Origin of the sequence: Pseudomonas sp. DCB_BI (assembly GCF_026240995.1) — a bacterium.
Taxonomy (GTDB): domain Bacteria; phylum Pseudomonadota; class Gammaproteobacteria; order Pseudomonadales; family Pseudomonadaceae; genus Aquipseudomonas.
This window is the reverse complement of the sequence record NZ_JAPFCG010000038.1, coordinates 1-17,832: the sequence shown is the minus strand read 5'-3', so window position 1 is coordinate 17,832 and position 17,832 is coordinate 1. Positions and strand designations below refer to the sequence as shown.

Genomic DNA, 17,832 nt, shown 5'->3' with positions numbered 1-17,832 from the left:
CTCACTCCGGCATTGCTCCCGGCAGGACCGCGCCGAAGGCCCCATCCTGGGGCCTCAGCGCTTGACGGGCATCCATGCCCGTCACCTGCCTCCGCAATGCCTGCGTTCGGCCTCCTGAAGTCGCGAAAGTCAAGATCAAGATCAAGATCAAGATCAAGATCAAGATCAAAAGCCTGAGCCTGAGCCTGAGCCAGCGACACACTCACAGTATGGGGCGGGCAGTTGAATTTGTACTGGGCACCGACCAGCGGATTCTAAGCGACGGAAGCAAATTCGCACCCATTTGCAGTTGCTCCACGCGACGTGGCGCCTTAGACTGCCGCCCCCTGTAAAAGAGTGCCAGTTGGCGCTTGAAGAATTTCGCTGCCGATGCCAAGGCGTCGGTGGCACCTGAATCGCCCAAATGCACATTTTTTCATAGAGAAATCGATGACCAAGGAACAGTTGCTGGCCATGTCGGCCGATGACTACATGAACGCCGACCAGCTGGCCTTCTTCACTGAGCTGCTGCAGGCGATGAAAGTCGAAACCCATGAACGCATCGAGCTCAGCCGCACCACCATCGAAGGCCTGGACACTCCGTCGGACCCTGCCGACGTGGCCTCGGTCGAAGAAGAGCGTAGCTGGCTGGTAAATGCCATCGACCGCGACCAGCGCCTGCTGCCACAGCTGGAGATGGCTCTGGACCGTATTGCCGACGAAAGTTTCGGCTGGTGCGATGACAGCGGTGAACCCATCGGTCTGAAGCGTCTGCTGATCAGCCCGACCACCAAGTACTGCATCGAAGCCCAAGAGCGCCACGAGCAGCTCGACCGCCACCAGCGCCAGGTCTGACCCCGGGTGTGGTGAGAGGCCCCACGGAGCAATCCCTGGGGCTTTTTGCGTTTTTCGCTGGCCCCGGTTTTGTTGCTCCCGGCGTAACACTGCTGTACCGGGATGCGCTGTTTTCGCGTGAAGGGCAGGCGTATCATGGCTTTATCGTTAGGGTGCTAATTAAATTCCGGAGGGAATGATGAATAGCCGAGTCGATGTAGCCGTGATGATTGGTTCAGGTGTGCCGTCTACCCTGCAGGCGGTGGGAAAGCGCATCTGCTGGGTGGTACTGGTCAATGGCGAGTGCCGTGGTACTGCCTTCGCCACGCGTGAAGAAGCGCTGGAATGCCAGGCGGCTTGGCAGCAGCAACTGAAGAAAGGCCTCGCCGCCTGAAAATGTTTATTGCCTCTCGACGTGTTTCAGTGTTTTCGGGCATATTTGTCCTACAGTAAATGCGCACATGGATACCAGGGCTTGTCTTCTTGCAGGCTCGCTCCATTGGTTGCATTTGCTGGCGAGTGATCTTGGGCATCACGCTTCCCGGGCCGGGAAAGGGCCGAGCGCCTTCGGTTGAAGGCGAATCTGGCACCTCAGAGTAAAGATTCCTGCACGCTGCATCGTCAGCGGGCACAGACATTTCGTATATCGCTTTATTACTCTTTTCGCCTATCGATAAGAAATGGCCGTGCCTCCCCGGCTTGGGTGAGGGCGGGTTGTAACCGGTTGAGGATTACTTCATTGGCAGTCAGCACACTTGATACCCACGCGTTGTTCGCCCTGGGCGACTTGCGCGGTAAATTGGCCCAACTGTTCCAGGGCCGCTTCATCTATGTGACCGAACAGAATCCCGAAGGCCTGTACATGGCCGAAATCGACACCGAAAGTGCATTGGTGGTCGATGACAAACAGCGCCTCGAGCTGAAGGTGGGCGACCACTTCCGCGCTGCCGTATTGCCCAGCCGCGAAGGTGGCAAGCTGGAAATGCGCTTTCGCGAGATCAAGTTGAATGTGTATGGCGTGGGTGATTACGCATTCGTTTCCGTCCCGGAAGGCGAAGGCATTGTATTCCGTGAAGGCCACGGTGTGATGCTGGTGTTCGCCGCGCAGCAGCAAGTGCAGGAAGGCCTGGGCAAGTTGCTGAAGGCGGTGACCGGCAAAGTTGCCAAATGGCGCAAAGGCGAACTGACCACCTTCAAGGCCAGTGAATGACCGATGCTGACGACGCGCCTGCCACGCGGGCGGAGTTTCATCGGCAGCACCTGGCAGATGCCGTGGCCGACGCCGAGCGTTTGCTGGCCAGGCGCGCGGCGTTGCAAGGCGCTTGGTTGAACTGGGTGGCGGCTGAGCTATACAGGCTCAGCCCGCCGCCTTATGCCGCCATGGTCCGCCGCGAGTTGCAGCGCCTCAGCCAAGGCTGAAGCGGTAACCCCATCAGTTGCCGCGGTCGCTGCCGCTGCTGACCTCTTCGGGCACCGGTTCTTTCGCCATGCGCTTGCGAAACAGTGCCGCCCGCGCCAGCAACAGCGTGGTGACCGGCACGGTGATCGACAGCAGGATCGGGATCAGCCACGCGTGCAGCACCGGCGCGTCCTTAAGCCACGAAAAGTAAATGATCGAGGCCAGCGCCACGCACCAGGCGCCAATGGTCGAGGCCAGTGCCGGCGGGTGCATACGCTGGAAGTAATCCTTCAGGCGCACCAGGCCCACCGCGCCAATCAGGGCGAACAGGCTGCCCGTCAGCAGCAACACAGCGGTGACCAGTTCCAGCCAGAACGGCAGTACCAGGGTTTCAGTCATTCGATCACCTCACCGCGCAGCAGGAACTTGGCCAGGGCAAACGAGCCGACGAAGCCGAATAGCGCAATCAGCAGGGCACCTTCGAAGTAGGTGTCACTGGCATAACGGATCCCAAGCACCAACATTGTCAGCATGGCCAGGATGTACAGGTAGTCCAACGCCAGCACCCGGTCCTGAGCGGAGGGGCCGCGGAACAGGCGGATCAGCGCCAGGCCCATGGCCAAGGCGAAGATGAACAGGCTGGCAAGGACCGCACTCGAGAGCAGGCCTGTCATTGGAAAATCTCCATCAGCGGGCGTTCGTAGGTGTCCTTGAAGTGCCGGATGAAGGCCGCTTCATCATCCAGGTCGAACACATGCAACAGCAGCACGGTGCGGTCCAGCGCCAGCTCGGACCAGACCGTGCCGGGGACTACCGTGGTGATCATCGAAAGCGCGGCCAGGCCGTGCGGGTCGCGTAGGGCCAGCGGGACGTGGACGAATGCCGAGCGTGGCATCTGTTTGCCGGCACGCAACACGCCAAGCGCCACCTGCACGTTGGACACGATCACATCCATACCGACCCGGCCGATCAGGCGGGCGATGACCAGGGGCCGCCGCACGTGCGCATGCTGCGGACGTAACGGTGCCATGAGCAATGGCGCCAGCACGCCAAGCGCGGCGCCCAGCAGCAGATTGCCGGGGCTTATCGAGAGGTTCAACAGTAGCCATAAGCCGAACAGCGAGACTGATAGCAGTGGGGCAGGGAACATTCGGCTCATGGCTGCACCTGTACGTCGAGCGAGGTGGGGCCAGGAATGGGCCGGGCGGCCATCACGGCCTGGATGTAGGTGTCAGGGGCCTGCAGACTGGCAGCGGTGTCCTGGGTGTAACGCAGCAGCGGCTCGGCCTTCAGGCTGAGGATGATGCACAGGCCAAGCAGGATGACGATCGGCAGGCATTCATAGCGGCGCAGCACCGGTGACGGGCGCTCCTCAGGCTTCCAGAAACGCTGGATGCCGACCCGGCCAAAGGCGATCAGCGAGGCCATGCCGGACAGTATCAGTAATGCCACCAGCGCCCAGCTGGCGGCACCCAGTGGCTGCTCCGTCGCAACCCCCAGACCCAGCGGGTTGAACAGTGCACTGATCAGGTTGAGCTTGCCGACGAAGCCTGACAGCGGTGGCATGCCAATGATCAGCAGGGCGCAGGCGATGAAGCTGAGGCCGAGGAAGGCCATGGTCCACGGAATGATCTGGCCGATCACTGCCTTCTGCTCATCATCGAGGTTGATGCCCTTGGGTGGGTGCAGCGATTCCAGTGGCGGCGGCATGGCGTCTTCTTCTTCGTCGAGCGGCGCTTCATTGGCCGAGCGCGAGCGTTCGACCAGTTCGGCGAGCAGGAACAGCGCGCACAATGCCAGCGTAGAGTTGACCAGGTAGAACAGTGCCGCGCCGGTCAACGCCGATTGGGCGAAGCCGACTGCTCCGAGCAAGGTCCCAGCCGAAACCAGGATGCTCAGCGCAGCCAGGCGCTCCAGGCGTTGCGCAGCCAGGATCGACGCTGCGGCCACCGCCAAGGTAACCAGGCCGCCATACACCAGCCATTCACCACCGAAATGCGCCGAGGCCCCGGCCTGCCCAGAGAACAGTAGTGTCCACAGACGAAGCACGGCGTACAGGCCGACCTTGGTCATGATGGCGAACAGTGCCGCCACCGGGGCACTGGCCGAAGCGTAGGCCGGTACCAGCCAGAAGTTCAGCGGCCAGATGCCGGCCTTGACCAGGAAGGCCGTGGCCAGGATGGCGGCGCCGGCGTGTAGCAAACCGCGGTCGGCCTCCGGCACCAGCGGGATCTTCAGCGCAAGGTCAGCCATGTTCAGGGTACCGGTCACACCGTACAGCATTGCGGCGCCGATCAGGAACAGCGACGAGGCGAACAGGTTGATGGCGATGTAGTGCAGGCCGGCACGCACCCTGGCACGGCCCGAACCATGCAGCAACAAGCCGTAGGAGGCAGCCAGCAGCACCTCGAAGAACACGAACAGGTTGAACAGGTCTGCGGTCAGGAAGGCACCGTACAAGCCCATCAGCTGGATCTGGAACAGCGCATGGAAGCTGGCCCCGGCACTGTCCCAGCGGGCGCGGGCAAACAGCAGCGCGCTGAAGCCGATGACCCCGGTCAGGGTCAACAGCAGGGCCGAGAGGTGGTCCACTACCAGCACGATGCCGAATGGCGCCGGCCAGTTGCCCGGCAGGTACACACCAATCGACTCTGCCTGGCCCTGGGTGCGTACCCACAGCAGCAGGCTGACGGCGATGGCCAGGCCGGCGAAGGTCGACAGCAGGTTCAGCCGGGCCTTGAGCCGCCGGTGCTTTTCACCCAGTAGCAACATCACCGCCGCCGTCAGCAGCGGCAGCAGGATGGGCGCGACGATGAGCTGACTCATGCCATTCATTCGTCACGCTCCCGGCCATCCACGTGGTCGGTACCGGTCAGGCCGCGCGAAGCCAGCAATACCACGAGGAATAGCGCGGTCATGGCGAAGCTGATGACGATGGCGGTGAGCACCAGTGCCTGCGGCAGCGGGTCGGTATAGTGCAGCAGGTCCTGGGTGACGCCGTCCTTGATGATCGGTTCCTTGCCGATGAACAGGCTGCCCATGCTGAAAATGAACAGATTGACCCCATACGACAGCAGGCACAGGCCCATGATCACCTGGTAGGTACGTGGGCGCAGGATCAGCCACACCCCCGAAGCGGCCAGCACACCGATGGCGACTGCAATGACTTCTTCCATCAGGCGGCTCCTGCTTGGCTGGTTTTTGCCGGGTTGCCCGGGCGGTAGGCGCGCACGGACTGGTGCGCCAAGGCGGTGAGGATAAGCAGCGTCGACCCGACCACCACGGTGTACACGCCGACATCGAAGAACAGCGCGCTGGCCACGTGCACATCGCCCAGCAACGGCAGGTGCAGGTGAGCAGTGTGGGTGGTGAGGAACGGGTAACCCAGCAGCATCGCGCCGATTCCGGTCAGGGTCGCGCACAGCAGGCCGGTGCCCATCCAGCGCAGCGGCCGCAGGCTCATTTGTGCCTCGACCCACTGGGTACCGGCCACCATGTATTGCAGGATGAATGCCACTGACATCACCAGACCGGCGACAAAGCCGCCGCCCGGCTGGTTGTGGCCGCGCATGAACAGGTACATCGACACCAGCAAAGCGATCGGCAGCAGCAGGCGCACCAGCACCGCCGGCACCATCATGAAGCCCAGCGCGGTGTCGGTGGCGTGCCGTGGGTTGATCAGGTCGGTGACCACATCCGGTGCCAGCTGGCGCTGCTGTGCCGGCAGCTGCATGCTCTCTTTCGGAGGGCGGAAGCGCCGCAGCAGGGCGAACACCGTCAGTGCCACCGCCACCAGCACGGTGATCTCACCGAGGGTATCGAAGCCACGGAAGTCGACCAGCATCACATTGACCACATTGGTGCCACCGCCCTGGGGCAGTGCGCGGCTCAGGTAGAACGAGGAAATGTCATTGGGTGTTGGCCGGGTCAGCATGGCGTACGACAGCAAGGCCATGCCACCACCGACCAGTATCGCCAGCAGCAGGTCGCGCAGGCGGCGCATGCGCGCGCGCTCCAGGCTACCGGGCAGCGGCGATACGCCTTCGATACGCCGCGGCAACCAGCGCAGGCCCAGCAGGATCAGCACAGTGGTGACCACTTCCACCACCAGTTGGGTCAGTGCCAGGTCGGGGGCTGAGAACCATACGAAGGTGATGCAGGTCATCAAACCGCAGACACTGACCATGATCAGTGCCGCCAGGCGGTGGTACTTGGCCTGGTAGGCGGCGCCGATGGCGCAGGCAATGGCGATCAGCCACAGCGCGACAAACACGCCGGAGCCCGGAATCTTCGGTCGGTCGCCCCAGCTCAGGCCGCTGTAGAGCATGGGAGTGAGGCCGGCGATGAAGGCGGCAACCACCAGCATGAATAGCTGCGATTGCAGGCGGCGGGTGGTGAACAGGCGCTCGACGCGCCGCGCCAGCAGCATCAACTGGACCTGACCGTGTTCGAACAGCCGCTTGCCGTTGAAGCGCTCGATCAGCGGTGGGTAAGGGAAACGCCCCAGGCGCAGTTGCTTGCGCAGGAGCAGGTACAGGACGATACCGCCGCTCATGGCCACCAGGCTCATGATCAGCGGGGCATTCCAGCCATGCCAGATGGCCAGGCTGTATTCCGGCAGCGTGCCACCTACGACGGGCAGGGCGGCAGCGGCCAGCAGTGGCCCGACCGACTGGGCGGGGAAAATGCCTACCACCAGGCAAGTGAGTACCAGCAACTCGACCGGTGCACGCATCCAGCGCGGCGGCTCGTGGGGGGTGTGGGGCAAGTCCTGGGCGGTGGGGCCGAAGAACACATCGACGGTGAAGCGCAGGGCATAGGCCACGCTGAAGGTGCCGGCCAGGGTGGCGATCACCGGCAGCGCGGCCTCGACCCAGGCGGTGGAGCTGATGAACACCGTCTCGGCGAAGAACATTTCCTTCGACAGGAAGCCGTTCATCAATGGCACGCCGGCCATGGAGGCGCTGGCGACCATGGCCAGGGTTGCGGTGTACGGCACCAGGCGGATCAGGCCGCTGAGGCGGCGGATGTCACGGGTACCGCTTTCGTGGTCGATGATGCCGGCCGCCATGAACAGCGAGGCCTTGAAGGTGGCATGGTTGAGAATGTGGAATACGGCGGCAACGGCGGCCAGTGGACTGTTCAGACCCAGCAGCAGTGTGATCAGGCCCAGGTGGCTGATGGTCGAATAGGCGAGCAGGCCTTTGAGGTCGTTCTGGAACATGGCGGCAAAGGCGCCGAGCAGCAGGGTGATGGCCCCGGCACCGCCGACGATCCAGAACCACTCTTCGCTACCGGAGAGTACCGGCCAAAGACGCGCCAGCAGAAACACCCCAGCCTTGACCATGGTCGCCGAGTGCAGGTAGGCCGATACCGGTGTGGGCGCCGCCATGGCGTGGGGCAGCCAGAACTGGAAGGGGAACTGGGCGCTCTTGCTCAGGGCGCCGGCCAGGATGAGCGGCAGCAGCACCGGATACAGTGCGTGCTGGCGGATGGTGTCGCCGGCAGCCAAGACCTTGTCCAGGTCGTAGCTGCCGACCACATGGCCGAGCAGCAGGGCCCCGACCAGCAGGCACAAGCCGCCTGCGCCGGTCACCATCAGCGCCATGTAAGCGCCGCGGCGGGCGTCGGCACGGTGGTGCCAGTAGCCGATCAGCAGGAAGGAGAACAGGCTGGTGAGTTCCCAGAAGAACACCAGCTGAATCAGGTTGCCGGAGATTACCAGGCCCAGCATGGCGCCCATGAAGGCCAGGAAGAAGGCGAAGAAGCGTGGTACAGGGTCTTGCGGCGACATGTAGTAACGCGCGTACAGCGACACCAGCGTACCGATGCCCAGCACCAGTAGCGAGAACAGCCAGGCGAAGCCGTCCATTCGTAGTACCAGGTTCAGCCCCAGGCTGGGCACCCACAGAAACTCTTCGCGGATCACGCCACCGTGGGCAACCTGAGGGTACAGCAGTGCTACCTGGACGGTACCGACCAGGGCTACGAGCCCGGCAAGAATGGACTCGGCGTTACGTGCGTTGTGCGGCAGCACGGCTGCCAGGCAACTGCCCACGAACGGCAGAAGCAATAGCACTATCAAAGACATAGCGGCCTATTCTGGAGAAGTTTGCAAAGAATCATACGTGCCGGGGTGTTGATCACCAACACGCAAGCTGTCGCAGAATCCTACAAACAGGCTGTGACAAGCTGTTTTTTTATAACAGTTTTTTACAGAGCATAGCCGCTGTTGACCGCTTTAGAGCCCGGCCTGGCGTTCGCCTTGTGCCTGCACGTCGCGTACTTCGGCGGTGTCGCGGGGGCGGCGGACCTTGAGTTCGCTGACCACCACCGCAATCACGATCAGCAGGCCGCCGAGCAGCGCCACGCCTGGCAGGCGCTCCCCGGCAATGCGCCCGACGATTCCGGCCCATACGGGTTCGCCGGCGTAGATAAGGGTGGCGCGGGTGGGCGAGACCGATTTCTGCGCCCAGTTCATCGCCACCTGGATCACCGCGCTCATGGCACCCAGGCCTACGGCGCTGGCCAGCAGCAGCCAGGAGAAGTCGGGAATGCGCTCCTGGGTCGGCACGATCATCAGGAACGCCAGCAGCGAGGCGGTTGCCAGTTGCACCACGGTGACCCGGCGCACATCGACCTGGCCGGCGTAGCGGCTGATCAGGATGATTTCGGCGGCAATGGCCACGGCGCTGACCAGGGTTACCAGTTCGCCCTCACTGAAGTGCAGGCTGCCGCCCTCAGGACCTGCCAGCAGCATCAGGCCGATAAAGGCCAGGCAGATGCCGATGCTGGGCATAAGGCCTGGTCGCCGACCAAGTACCAGCCACTGCAGCAATGGCACGAATGGCACGTACAGCGCGGTGATGAATGCCGACTGGCTGCTGCTGATGGTTTGCAGGCCCATGGTCTGCAAGCCGTAGCCGAGCATGATCGACACGCCTATCAGCATGCCCGCCTTCAGTTCGGTGAAGGTCAGCCCTGGCAGTGAACGCGCCGACACCACGCCCACGAACAGCGCGGCAGCCGCAAAGCGCAGGCCGACGAAGAACATCGGTCCGCTGACAGTCATCACGTTATGCACCAGCAGGAAGGTGCCGCCCCATAACATGGTGATGAACACCAGCACCAGTTCGGCCTTGCTCAGGCGAAAGGTAACGGCGGGGGTGGTTTGGCTGCTGGGCTTGCTCATGGTCTTGCACACTCGGCGGAAGGCGGCGCACAATCGCCGCAAAGTGGGCAGTATACTGCGCAATCCCGATCAGTGAGCAATATAGTGCACAAAGATTCCGCGCACCGTGCCTCGGTGCTCCAACATGTCAGCCTCAATGTACGCAGCCTGCGCAACGCCGCCGCCATGAGCCAGGCGGCGCTGGCTGAGCGCTCAGGGGTGAGCCGGCGCATGCTGGTAGCGATCGAGGCGGGCGAAAAGAATGTGAGCCTGACCACCCTGGACTTGATTGCCGAAGCCTTGGGCGTGGCGTTCAGTACCTTGATCCAGGCGCCGGACCAGCGTGACCCCGGGCGCATCGAAGAGCTGGCCTGGGCGGGCGTGCATCCACAGAGCCGGGCGGTGCTGCTGGGTACCAGCCCGGCACGACGCGAGGTGGAGCTTTGGGAGTGGACCTTGGCTCCTGGCGAGCATTATGCCAGCGAGGCAGATGCCGAAGGCTGGAGTGAGCAGATCTATGTGGCCGACGGGCAGCTGACGCTGATCATCGAGGGGGTCGAGCATCGCCTGCAGGTGGGACAGTTCCAGGTGTTCCCCAGCAACTGCCGGTATGCCTATCGGAATGATGGCGAGGTGGCGGTACGCTTTGTGCGCAATGTGGTGATCTGAGGTTCGGGGGAGGGGCGTAAAGCGCCCCAACCTCTCAAGCTGTATCAGCGGTCCAGCAACTCATCGGTCTTCACCACCCTGGCATAGGCAAACGCCAATGCAGCCATTGCCGAATCATGCACCTGCGCTGCCGGTACCTGCTTGCCGTTGAATTCCAGCGGCAGTGTCGCGCAGGCATCATGCGCCACGGTCACCTCATAACCCAGGTCGGCTGCTGCACGGGTGGCGGCGTCGATGCACATGTGGCTCATGCTGCCGACGATGGTCAGGGCCTCGACACCATGCCGGTCCAGCGTGTGTTCGAGGTCGGTGCCGAGAAAGGCGTTGACCTTGTGCTTGAGCACCACCGGTTCGCCCGTGACCGGTTCGACCTTGCGGTGGATGGCAGCACCCGGCGAACCCGGGGCGAAGAACGGCGCATCGGCGCTGTCGAACTCATGCCGCACATGCACCACCAGGTCGCCGCGCTGGCGGGCCGCCGCCAGCAGCCGGGCGGCGTTGTCGGCTGCCTGGTCAGCGCCTTCAAGGGCCCATTTGCCGCCCGGAAAGTAGTCGTTCTGGATATCGATGATGATCAGCGCCTGCTTGTTCATGCTGCCTCCTCTGGCAGTAGTCGTTGGATGCCGTTAGTTATAGGCTGTGTGCACTGAGCTGAGGATTGGCACGAACGACACTATGCGGGCAAAAACTGACACCCCAGCCAGCCTGGACATTGGTCTGTTGCTGTACCCCGGCGTGCAGCGTGCCGCCGTGCATGGCCTGGCCGACTTGTTCCTGGTGGCCAACCGGGTAGCTGCCGAGCTGGGCGCCGTCGAGTTGCCGCGGGTGCGTATCAGCTTCTGGCAGGCCAACGAGGCGGGCCAGTTGCAGCCTGCCCCCGACAGCCCTGCCAGCGACGTGCCGGGCCTGCGTGTACTGATCATTCCGCCGAGTCTCGAATCGACCCCGCAGGGCGACCTGCTGGAGCGCCACCGCACGTCGTTGTGCAGGCTGCACGAGCGCGGCACGGTACTGGCGTCGGTGTGTATCGGCGTGTTCTTCATCGCTGCCAGTGGCCTGCTGGACGGGCGCCCAGCCTGCACCCACTGGAACTACGTGCATGCGCTGGCCCAGCGCTTCCCCAAGGTACGGGTGGAGACCCGGCAGCCGCTGCTGGACGACGGCGACATCGTCACCTCGGCAGGCTTGATGGCCTGGACCGACCTGGGCTTGCGCCTGCTGGAGCGTTTTCTGGGGGCGACCGTGGCGCGGGAAACCGCCCGCTACCTGGCGGTCGAACCCGTTACGGCGCCGTTGCCCGGTGCGTTGTTCAACCCACGCCTGGATCACGGCGACGAGGCCGTGTTGAAAGTGCAGCACTGGTTGCAGGGTAACGGCGGGCAGCACGCTGACCTTGCTGGGATGGCGGCCTGTGCGGGGCTGGAGGAGCGAACATTCTTGCGACGCTTTCGCGCTGCCACCGGGTTGCGCCCGACCGAGTATTGCCAGCAGGTGCGGGTGGGGCGGGCGTGCCGCTTGCTGGAGTTCACCCGACGCAACGTCGAACAGATTGCATGGGGAGTCGGTTATCAAGACCCGGGCGCGTTTCGCAAAGTGTTCCAGCGTATCACTGGTTTGACGCCCAGCGACTATCGGCGGCGCTTCGCGGTATCGGGATAGGCCTTCAAGAAACCACTTGACCTTGACTTAACTTGAGGTTTTACCCTGCACGGCATTGCGCTGCATGCGCCCGTAATCAGGAGACTGTCGATGTCGGCAAAGCCTCAAGCCCTGTGGTTTACCCAGATGATCGAATACGAAGTGCCCAGCATGTGCCAGCAAGCCTTGGCCGAGGCCCTGGTGGCGCGTAGCGAAGCGCTGGCCGCGCGGTGCGAGGGCCTGCAGGGGGTCAGCATCCAGGCCAGCGACGATGGCAGCCGGGTGTTGCAGTACCTGCAATGGCAGTCCCGCCAGGCCTGGGCGGCTGCGGCCGTGGACTTCATCGAGGAGCCATTCCTCGACCTGCTGGGCCGGCATCAGGCACGTGGCGTGAACTTTGCCGCCTACCAGACCTTGCGTAGCCTGGTGCGTGGTGTCGATGGCGGCCTGCTTTGCCAGGTGGGTGAACCTCAGGCATACCAAGGGGCATAGTGCGGGTAGTGGTCCAGGCGGGCGCCGATGACCATTTCGCTGATCCACGCGGCGAGGATCGAGCTGTAGGCTTTCTGACTCTGTTCGCTGGACAGGGCGTGGTCTGCCCCGTCGACGATGCGATGAGTCAGCGAATGGGCGCTGACGAATGCCGAGCGGTAATTCATCAGCGTGCTGTGCGGTACATAGTCGTCCTGCTCCGATTCCACCAGCAACACATCCCCGGCGAATTCGGCGCAGGCCGCCAGCGCACGGTTGTCCCCTGGACCGAGCGGGCGCTGGCGGTAGGCGTTCAGTCGTTGGCGGTCGAGGGCCTGCTTGGGGCTGCCCCATTCGTCGTCCCAGTACATCGCGGGTACCCGCAGCGCCAGCCATTTGACCGGCCGTTCGCGGCTCAGCAGGGTAGCCAGGTAGCCGCCATAGCTGCTGCCGATGATGGCGATGGCGCTGCTGTCGACGGCCGGGTGGCTGACCAGCCGGTCGTAAGCCACCAGAAGATCTTGCAGGTTCTGTTCTCGGGTGACGGTAAGACGCTGGCTCTCGGTTTTTTCGTGGCCGCGCAGGTCGAAGGTCATACACACGCAGCCTAGCCCGGTGATATGCCGGGCACGGGCCAGGTCGCGTTGCTGGCTGCCGCCCCAGCCATGCACGAAAAGGATGCCCGGCATTTTGCTGCCGGGGCTGACCAAGGTGCCGACGATACGGTCGTTCTCGACCTGTAGTTCAACGGTTTCACTCTGAATGGTCATGCTCGCGAATTCGCGCAAATTTGCTGAGTTGTCCGAGTTCACTGTCGTTTCCTTGGTAGAAAAGGGTGGCGTCAACCGGCAGGTCGGGTGTACCGAAGACTTCGTGGGTGGAGGCACGCACGCGCTGCAATGCCGGGTCATCGGCAAACGCCTGCAGCGCCAGCAGTTCGGCACTGCTGGCACCGCCCAGGCGCCAGGATTGTTCGAGTACGCCGCAGCGCAGGTGGCCTGAGGCGTCGCTGCCGCGGGCGATGTCATAGTTGCGCCGTGAGGCGACAAAGCACGGGAAATGTTGCTCGGCGGCCTTTTCGTAAGCCATGGCCTGGTTGATGGCCAGGCGCAGGTGGTCTTCCAGCGGCATTTGCAACAGGGCCTGGTAGTCGCCACGGACTACCACCAGGTCGGAACCGCCGTAGACTTCAGTGCCCTGATGGTCGCGGGTCAGCTGCTGGGTGCCATGGTAGCTACAGGTCAGCCCGGCGACACGCACCTGGCCGACGCTGAAGGTCTGGACGTCGCTCAGGTCTTCTTCCAGTACCAAACCCCATAGCGCCAGCTGCTGGTCGTCCATCCTGGCCAGCAGTGGCTCCAGTTCATCTGCCACGGTGATCACCTGTTGCCCACGGCCTGCGCAGGCCAGCACCGGTTTGATCCGCAAGGGGCCATCGCGCAGTAGCAACTGAGCTGCGTTACGCGCATCGTTCTTGCTGAACACGGTGTAGCCGCGCAGCAGCGCGTCGCACGCCTGCAAAGCGAAACCATCGGTCCAGCCCGGTGGGAAGGTGGCCCCGGCCGGTAGCGGGTGTGAAATGGCCTTTGTCGCCATGTACGGCTGGGACACCATGCCACCAAACAGGTCCTGTTCGCTGCGAATGCCCAGAATTGCAGCGCGCTTGGGGTCGGTCAGGGTCTCTGTAGGCAGGTAGTAGTAATCATCGGCGGCATTGGGCGGTTGCTCGGGCAGCTTGTGCGGGCAACCCAGAAGTCGTCCCAGGCCTTGGGCAATCTTCAGGTGCACGGCATGCTCGTGCTCGGGCGTGTGTTCGCGGGTGTCGAGCAACACCACGGCAGTTTTCGGGGTGCAGGCACTGGGCATGGTCAATTGCCTGTGTGCAATGAATGTACAGTGTGTGAAGGCCTTGCTTTGGGGAAGTTCAGCGGAACTTGATCAGTGGTTCTGATGTAGGACGCGTCCGGTTCGCGCCGGGACGATTGCAGGGCCCTGACGGCTGTTCCATTATCGGCGTATTAGATCAATCGTGATGTAGCCGCAGGAGAGCGCATGAGCGTCCAGACCACCCTTGAACAAAGCGTGCCACAGCGTCTGGCGCAAGTGCGCCAGGCCATGGCCGTAGCCGGCATCCATGCCTTGCTGGTACCGTCGGCCGACCCTCACCTTTCTGAATACCTCCCCGGTTACTGGCAGGGGCGCCAGTGGCTATCTGGGTTCCACGGCTCGGTAGGCACGCTGGTGGTCACCTCCGGGTTTGCCGGTCTGTGGGTTGATAGCCGCTACTGGGAACAGGCCGAGCACGAACTGGCCGGCAGCGGCATCGAGCTGATGAAGCTGCTGCCGGGCAAGCCCGGTGCACTCGAATGGCTGGGTGAGCACGTCGAGCCTAACGGCAATGTTGCGGTGGATGGTGCAGTCATGGCCTTGGCCTCGGCGCGTCAGTTGGCAGAGCGCCTGAAACTGCGGGGGGCGCGGCTGATCACCGACAAGGACCTGCTGGGCCAGGTCTGGAGCGGGCGTCCGGCGTTGCCAGCCAACCCGGTTTATCAGCACTTGGGGCCACATGCCACGGTGAGCCGGGCGGAAAAGCTGGCGCAATTGCGCCAGGGCATGCAGGCCAAGGGTGCCGACTGGCACTTCATTGCTACCCTTGACGACATCGCCTGGCTGTTCAACCTGCGCGGCAGCGACGTTTCCTACAATCCGGTGTTTCTGGCCTTTGCCCTGATCAGCCAGCAGCAGGCCATCCTGTTCGTTGGCCAGGACAAGGTGGATGAGCACTTGCGTCAGGTGCTGGCGGTCGACGGTATCGAGGTGCGCGACTACAGCGAAGCAGGGCAGGCACTGGCAGGCGTTCCTGCGGGGAGCAGGCTGCTGGTGGACCCGGCCCGGGTCACCTGCGGCCTGCTGGATAACCTACAGGCAGATGCCGTGCTGGTGGAAGGGCTCAACCCGACAACCCTGAGCAAGTCATGTAAAGGCGATGACGATCTGGTGCATATCCGCCAGGTCATGGAGCAGGATGGTGCGGCGTTGTGCGAGTTCTTTGCCTGGTTCGAGGCGAACCTCGGTCGAGAGGTGATTACCGAGCTGACCGTTGACGAGCAGTTGAGTGCAGCGCGGGCCCGGCGCCCGAACTTCGTGTCGCTGAGCTTCTCGACCATTGCTGCCTTCAATGCCAATGGCGCGATGCCGCATTACCGCGCCACCGAGCAGTCGCATGCGCACATCGAAGGTGACGGCTTGCTGCTGATCGACTCGGGCGGGCAATACCTGGGCGGTACCACCGATATCACCCGCATGGTGCCGGTGGGGATCCCGAGCCAGGCACAGAAGGAGGACTGCACCCGTGTGCTCAAGGGCATGATCGCGCTGTCGCGCACCACGTTCCCGCGTGGGGTGCTTTCGCCGTTGCTCGACGCCATTGCCCGGGCCCCGATCTGGGCTGACCAGGTCGACTATGGCCATGGCACCGGCCATGGGGTGGGCTACTTCATGAATGTGCACGAGGGGCCGCAGGTGATTGCCTACCAGGCAGCAGCTGCACCCCAAACGGCGATGCAGGCGGGCATGATCAGCTCGATCGAACCGGGTACCTACCGCCCTGGGCAGTGGGGCGTGCGCATCGAGAACCTTGTGGTCAATCGTGAGGCGGGCAAGAGTGCCTTTGGCGATTTCCTGTGCTTCGAGACCTTGACGCTTTGTCCGATCGACACCCGCTGCCTGTTGCCTGAGCGGCTGTCGATCGAAGAAGTGACATGGCTGAACCAGTACCACGCCACCGTGCGTGAGCGCCTTGCACCAAGGCTCATGGGCGATGCGCTGGCCTGGTTGCATACCCGTACCGCGCCGCTATGATCGGCACATGAAGAAGGGCAGCTCGCGAGCTGCCCTTCTTCTTATTTGCAGATGACGATCATGCTACGGCTGGTGTAGCCCGCCGGATTGATGCCGAACAAGTAGTCGCCGGCCTCTTCATCGCTATCGCCCGAGCGCGCAATGACCCGATAGCCGCGTGTGCTGCAGGAGCTTGCGGCTTTGCTGTAACAATTGTCCCACGAGGAGGAAAGGCCGGAGCAGTTGATATGCAGGCCCTTCTTGCCCCTTTTGACCTCAGTCTTGGCTGTGGCGGCACATCCAGCAATTGCCAAGATGGCCAGGATGAGAAAAATACGTTTCATTCCTGTCCTTAAATGCAGGGCGGATCAGTTGTCAGGCCCTGTCGTTATCGCTTCGGTTCTTCCTGAAAATTCCCCAGCGTCCGTGTTCGGTCCAGTAGATAGCGTAAAGATGATGATTCTGTGACAGCTTAATCAGCGAGATGGGTCCCTACAATCACCAATGCTGTCCCAAATGAAAATATTTCTCATATCAGTCTGCAGCGATTGTAGGGCTGGGCTCTTTGCGCATCGAAAGGGTAGTGCCGACTGATGCGGTAATGATTGCCAGGATCGCCAGCCATTGGGTAACCGTCAGCACTTCACCGAGGAACAGCAGGCCGGACAAGGCGCCGAAAGCCGGCTCGATGCTCATCAGCGTACCGAAGGTGCGTGCCGGAATACGCGTGAGTGCGACCATTTCCAGGCTGTAGGGCAGGGCGGTGGACAGCACGGCAACGGCCAGGGCCATGGGAATTACGGCGGGCGTGAGCAGTGCGCCGCCTGCATGGGCGATACCGATAGGGGCTACGAACAAGGCCGCGACTACTACGCCCAGTGCCGCACTCTGGATGCCGTGCTCGGCCCCGGCGCGTTGCCCGAACAAAATGTACAGGGCCCAGCAAACGCCTGCGCCCAGTGCATAGGCGGCGCCCACCGGGTCGAGTGACTGGCCGCCGTGCCCCGCCGGCAGCAACAGCAGCAAGCCGGCGATGGCCAGGCCGATCCACAGGAAGTCGATCGCTCGCCGCGACGAGAAGATTGCCACCGCTAGCGGGCCGGTGAACTCCAGTGCCACGGCGATACCGATCGGTACCGTTTGCAGGGCCATATAGAAGAGGAAGTTCATGCCGCCCAGTGCCATGCCATAAATGACCACGTTGCGCAGGGTATTGGCAGTCATGGATACCCGCCATGGGCGCAGTATCAGCAGCATGATGATGCTGGCAAAGATCAGCCGCAGGCTGGTGGTGCCTTGCGCGCCGACGATGGGGAACATGCTTTTGGCCAGGGAGGCACCGGACTGAATCGATGCCATGGCGATTAGCAGTAGGCCGATCGGGAAGAGGGTAGCGGCCAGGCTGCGGGGCTGGGTGTTCATTTAGATGAGGCGATCCTTCGGGAAAAGTGGGGTTGAGCAATATAGTGCGCAATTATTGGGCGAGGGGGCAAGGCGTGTGAAGGGCAGCTGACCATCCTGACACCGCTTTTTGCGCAGAGGCCTAAATTGTTGAAATTAAAGGTTGACCTGTAAAATATCAGCCCTATAATGCGCACCATTCCAACGCGGTAGCGAAGCAAAGCAAGCCACCCCGTTGAGTCAAGTGTTTGAAGCTAAACGAGTTTCTCGCAAAAAACTTCAAAATAAACGCTTGACAGCAAGTGAGGAAAGCGTAGAATGCGCGCCTCGGTTGAGACGAAAAGCTCTTAACCAAACGCTCTTTAACAAATCGAATCAAGCAATTCGTGTGGGTGCTTGTGAGTACGGACTGATAGTCAAAAAGATTATC

At 62.5% G+C, this 17,832-nt stretch carries 21 protein-coding genes; 9 read left to right on the top strand and 12 right to left on the bottom strand.

Annotated features, from left to right (window positions below; genetic code table 11):
* Window positions 1–429 precede the first annotated feature (429 nt).
* The 4 genes from OO258_RS26995 (at window position 430) to OO258_RS26980 (ending at window position 2,232) form a co-directional block, all read left to right on the top strand.
* Entirely contained in the window at window positions 430–834 is a 405-nt protein-coding gene (locus OO258_RS26995) for a TraR/DksA family transcriptional regulator (protein ID WP_003250099.1), read from the top strand.
* A gap of 178 nt (window positions 835–1,012) precedes the next feature.
* Window positions 1,013–1,207: a hypothetical protein gene (locus tag OO258_RS26990; protein ID WP_266034901.1), complete on the top strand. Its 195-nt coding sequence runs from the start codon at window positions 1,013–1,015 to the stop codon at window positions 1,205–1,207.
* Window positions 1,208–1,552: 345 nt separating this feature from the next.
* Window positions 1,553–2,023 carry a hypothetical protein gene (locus tag OO258_RS26985; RefSeq protein WP_110748164.1) on the top strand — a complete coding sequence of 157 codons (471 nt, stop codon included), beginning with the start codon at window positions 1,553–1,555 and terminating at the stop codon, window positions 2,021–2,023.
* Window positions 2,020–2,232 (top strand): hypothetical protein, encoded by a 213-nt coding sequence (locus OO258_RS26980; RefSeq protein ID WP_110748167.1) that lies wholly within the window; start codon window positions 2,020–2,022, stop codon window positions 2,230–2,232. The genes OO258_RS26985 and OO258_RS26980 overlap by 4 nt, the downstream gene beginning before the upstream one ends.
* A gap of 13 nt (window positions 2,233–2,245) precedes the next feature.
* Here OO258_RS26980 and OO258_RS26975 read toward each other — a convergent pair whose 3' ends face one another.
* The 7 genes from OO258_RS26975 to OO258_RS26945 all read right to left on the bottom strand — a co-directional run bounded on the left by OO258_RS26975 (window position 2,246) and on the right by OO258_RS26945 (window position 9,404).
* Window positions 2,246–2,611, bottom strand: a complete 366-nt coding sequence (locus OO258_RS26975) for a Na+/H+ antiporter subunit G (protein ID WP_110748170.1) — start codon at window positions 2,609–2,611, stop codon at window positions 2,246–2,248.
* On the bottom strand, window positions 2,608–2,886 hold the full coding sequence (locus tag OO258_RS26970) for a K+/H+ antiporter subunit F (RefSeq protein ID WP_110748175.1): 279 nt from the start codon (window positions 2,884–2,886) through the stop codon (window positions 2,608–2,610). Before OO258_RS26970 ends, OO258_RS26975 begins: the two co-directional genes overlap by 4 nt.
* The gene (locus tag OO258_RS26965) at window positions 2,883–3,371 is read right to left on the bottom strand and encodes a Na+/H+ antiporter subunit E (RefSeq protein WP_266034893.1); all 489 of its coding nucleotides are present in this window, start codon (window positions 3,369–3,371) and stop codon (window positions 2,883–2,885) included. The genes OO258_RS26970 and OO258_RS26965 overlap by 4 nt, the downstream gene beginning before the upstream one ends.
* Window positions 3,368–5,047: a monovalent cation/H+ antiporter subunit D gene (locus OO258_RS26960; RefSeq protein ID WP_266034890.1), complete on the bottom strand. Its 1,680-nt coding sequence runs from the start codon at window positions 5,045–5,047 to the stop codon at window positions 3,368–3,370. Before OO258_RS26960 ends, OO258_RS26965 begins: the two co-directional genes overlap by 4 nt.
* Window positions 5,044–5,388, bottom strand: coding sequence for a Na+/H+ antiporter subunit C (locus OO258_RS26955; protein WP_003250128.1), 345 nt, complete (start codon window positions 5,386–5,388; stop codon window positions 5,044–5,046). The genes OO258_RS26960 and OO258_RS26955 overlap by 4 nt, the downstream gene beginning before the upstream one ends.
* Window positions 5,388–8,303, bottom strand: a complete 2,916-nt coding sequence (locus tag OO258_RS26950) for a monovalent cation/H+ antiporter subunit A (protein ID WP_266034887.1) — start codon at window positions 8,301–8,303, stop codon at window positions 5,388–5,390. Before OO258_RS26950 ends, OO258_RS26955 begins: the two co-directional genes overlap by 1 nt.
* Window positions 8,304–8,453: 150 nt before the next feature.
* A complete protein-coding gene (locus OO258_RS26945) occupies window positions 8,454–9,404 on the bottom strand; it encodes a DMT family transporter (RefSeq protein WP_266034884.1) in 951 nt (316 codons plus the stop codon).
* Between the two features lie 84 nt (window positions 9,405–9,488).
* On the opposite strand from OO258_RS26945, the gene OO258_RS26940 reads away from it, so the two are divergent.
* Window positions 9,489–10,052: a helix-turn-helix domain-containing protein gene (locus OO258_RS26940; RefSeq protein ID WP_266034881.1), complete on the top strand. Its 564-nt coding sequence runs from the start codon at window positions 9,489–9,491 to the stop codon at window positions 10,050–10,052.
* A 44-nt stretch (window positions 10,053–10,096) separates the two neighbouring features.
* Here OO258_RS26940 and OO258_RS26935 read toward each other — a convergent pair whose 3' ends face one another.
* A complete protein-coding gene (locus OO258_RS26935; RefSeq protein WP_110748193.1) occupies window positions 10,097–10,645 on the bottom strand; it encodes a cysteine hydrolase family protein in 549 nt (182 codons plus the stop codon).
* Between the two features lie 82 nt (window positions 10,646–10,727).
* Between OO258_RS26935 and OO258_RS26930 the strand changes: the two genes are divergently transcribed.
* Window positions 10,728–11,711 (top strand): GlxA family transcriptional regulator, encoded by a 984-nt coding sequence (locus OO258_RS26930; RefSeq protein WP_266034877.1) that lies wholly within the window; start codon window positions 10,728–10,730, stop codon window positions 11,709–11,711.
* 90 nt (window positions 11,712–11,801) lie between these two features.
* On the top strand, window positions 11,802–12,182 hold the full coding sequence (locus OO258_RS26925; RefSeq protein ID WP_266034875.1) for an antibiotic biosynthesis monooxygenase: 381 nt from the start codon (window positions 11,802–11,804) through the stop codon (window positions 12,180–12,182).
* On the opposite strand, the gene OO258_RS26920 is transcribed toward OO258_RS26925, so the two are convergent.
* Together OO258_RS26920 and OO258_RS26915 are read right to left on the bottom strand one after the other, a co-directional pair.
* Window positions 12,161–12,931: an alpha/beta hydrolase family protein gene (locus OO258_RS26920; RefSeq protein WP_266034873.1), complete on the bottom strand. Its 771-nt coding sequence runs from the start codon at window positions 12,929–12,931 to the stop codon at window positions 12,161–12,163. The two genes, OO258_RS26925 and OO258_RS26920, sit on opposite strands and share 22 nt — an antisense overlap.
* Window positions 12,915–14,033, bottom strand: a complete 1,119-nt coding sequence (locus tag OO258_RS26915; protein WP_266034870.1) for a DUF3182 family protein — start codon at window positions 14,031–14,033, stop codon at window positions 12,915–12,917. The genes OO258_RS26920 and OO258_RS26915 overlap by 17 nt, the downstream gene beginning before the upstream one ends.
* A 180-nt stretch (window positions 14,034–14,213) precedes the next feature.
* On the opposite strand from OO258_RS26915, the gene OO258_RS26910 reads away from it, so the two are divergent.
* Entirely contained in the window at window positions 14,214–16,022 is a 1,809-nt protein-coding gene (locus OO258_RS26910) for an aminopeptidase P family protein (RefSeq protein ID WP_266034866.1), read from the top strand.
* Window positions 16,023–16,063: 41 nt separating this feature from the next.
* On the opposite strand, the gene OO258_RS26905 is transcribed toward OO258_RS26910, so the two are convergent.
* Window positions 16,064–16,345: a hypothetical protein gene (locus tag OO258_RS26905; protein WP_016714998.1), complete on the bottom strand. Its 282-nt coding sequence runs from the start codon at window positions 16,343–16,345 to the stop codon at window positions 16,064–16,066.
* A 190-nt stretch (window positions 16,346–16,535) separates the two neighbouring features.
* A complete protein-coding gene (gene rhtA, locus OO258_RS26900; protein ID WP_266034857.1) occupies window positions 16,536–17,423 on the bottom strand; it encodes a threonine/homoserine exporter RhtA in 888 nt (295 codons plus the stop codon).
* Between the two features lie 214 nt (window positions 17,424–17,637).
* On the opposite strand from rhtA, the gene OO258_RS26895 reads away from it, so the two are divergent.
* Window positions 17,638–17,832, top strand: a 195-nt coding sequence (locus tag OO258_RS26895; RefSeq protein WP_266034855.1) for a hypothetical protein, incomplete at its 3' end; no start/stop codon positions are given.

What these genes read in the sequence shown, in the direction of transcription:
- OO258_RS26995 (WP_003250099.1), top strand. Translation starts at nt 430, where the DNA reads ATGACCAAGGAACAGTTGCTGGCCATGTCGGCCGATGACTACATGAAC.
- OO258_RS26990 (WP_266034901.1), top strand. Translation starts at nt 1,013, where the DNA reads ATGAATAGCCGAGTCGATGTAGCCGTGATGATTGGTTCAGGTGTGCCG.
- OO258_RS26980 (WP_110748167.1), top strand. Translation starts at nt 2,020, where the DNA reads ATGACCGATGCTGACGACGCGCCTGCCACGCGGGCGGAGTTTCATCGG.
- OO258_RS26975 (WP_110748170.1), bottom strand. Translation starts at nt 2,611, where the DNA reads ATGACTGAAACCCTGGTACTGCCGTTCTGGCTGGAACTGGTCACCGCT.
- OO258_RS26970 (WP_110748175.1), bottom strand. Translation starts at nt 2,886, where the DNA reads ATGACAGGCCTGCTCTCGAGTGCGGTCCTTGCCAGCCTGTTCATCTTC.
- OO258_RS26965 (WP_266034893.1), bottom strand. Translation starts at nt 3,371, where the DNA reads ATGAGCCGAATGTTCCCTGCCCCACTGCTATCAGTCTCGCTGTTCGGC.
- OO258_RS26960 (WP_266034890.1), bottom strand. Translation starts at nt 5,047, where the DNA reads ATGAATGGCATGAGTCAGCTCATCGTCGCGCCCATCCTGCTGCCGCTG.
- OO258_RS26955 (WP_003250128.1), bottom strand. Translation starts at nt 5,388, where the DNA reads ATGGAAGAAGTCATTGCAGTCGCCATCGGTGTGCTGGCCGCTTCGGGG.
- OO258_RS26950 (WP_266034887.1), bottom strand. Translation starts at nt 8,303, where the DNA reads ATGTCTTTGATAGTGCTATTGCTTCTGCCGTTCGTGGGCAGTTGCCTG.
- OO258_RS26945 (WP_266034884.1), bottom strand. Translation starts at nt 9,404, where the DNA reads ATGAGCAAGCCCAGCAGCCAAACCACCCCCGCCGTTACCTTTCGCCTG.
- OO258_RS26935 (WP_110748193.1), bottom strand. Translation starts at nt 10,645, where the DNA reads ATGAACAAGCAGGCGCTGATCATCATCGATATCCAGAACGACTACTTT.
- OO258_RS26930 (WP_266034877.1), top strand. Translation starts at nt 10,728, where the DNA reads ATGCGGGCAAAAACTGACACCCCAGCCAGCCTGGACATTGGTCTGTTG.
- OO258_RS26925 (WP_266034875.1), top strand. Translation starts at nt 11,802, where the DNA reads ATGTCGGCAAAGCCTCAAGCCCTGTGGTTTACCCAGATGATCGAATAC.
- OO258_RS26920 (WP_266034873.1), bottom strand. Translation starts at nt 12,931, where the DNA reads ATGACCATTCAGAGTGAAACCGTTGAACTACAGGTCGAGAACGACCGT.
- OO258_RS26910 (WP_266034866.1), top strand. Translation starts at nt 14,214, where the DNA reads ATGAGCGTCCAGACCACCCTTGAACAAAGCGTGCCACAGCGTCTGGCG.
- OO258_RS26905 (WP_016714998.1), bottom strand. Translation starts at nt 16,345, where the DNA reads ATGAAACGTATTTTTCTCATCCTGGCCATCTTGGCAATTGCTGGATGT.
- rhtA (WP_266034857.1), bottom strand. Translation starts at nt 17,423, where the DNA reads ATGAACACCCAGCCCCGCAGCCTGGCCGCTACCCTCTTCCCGATCGGC.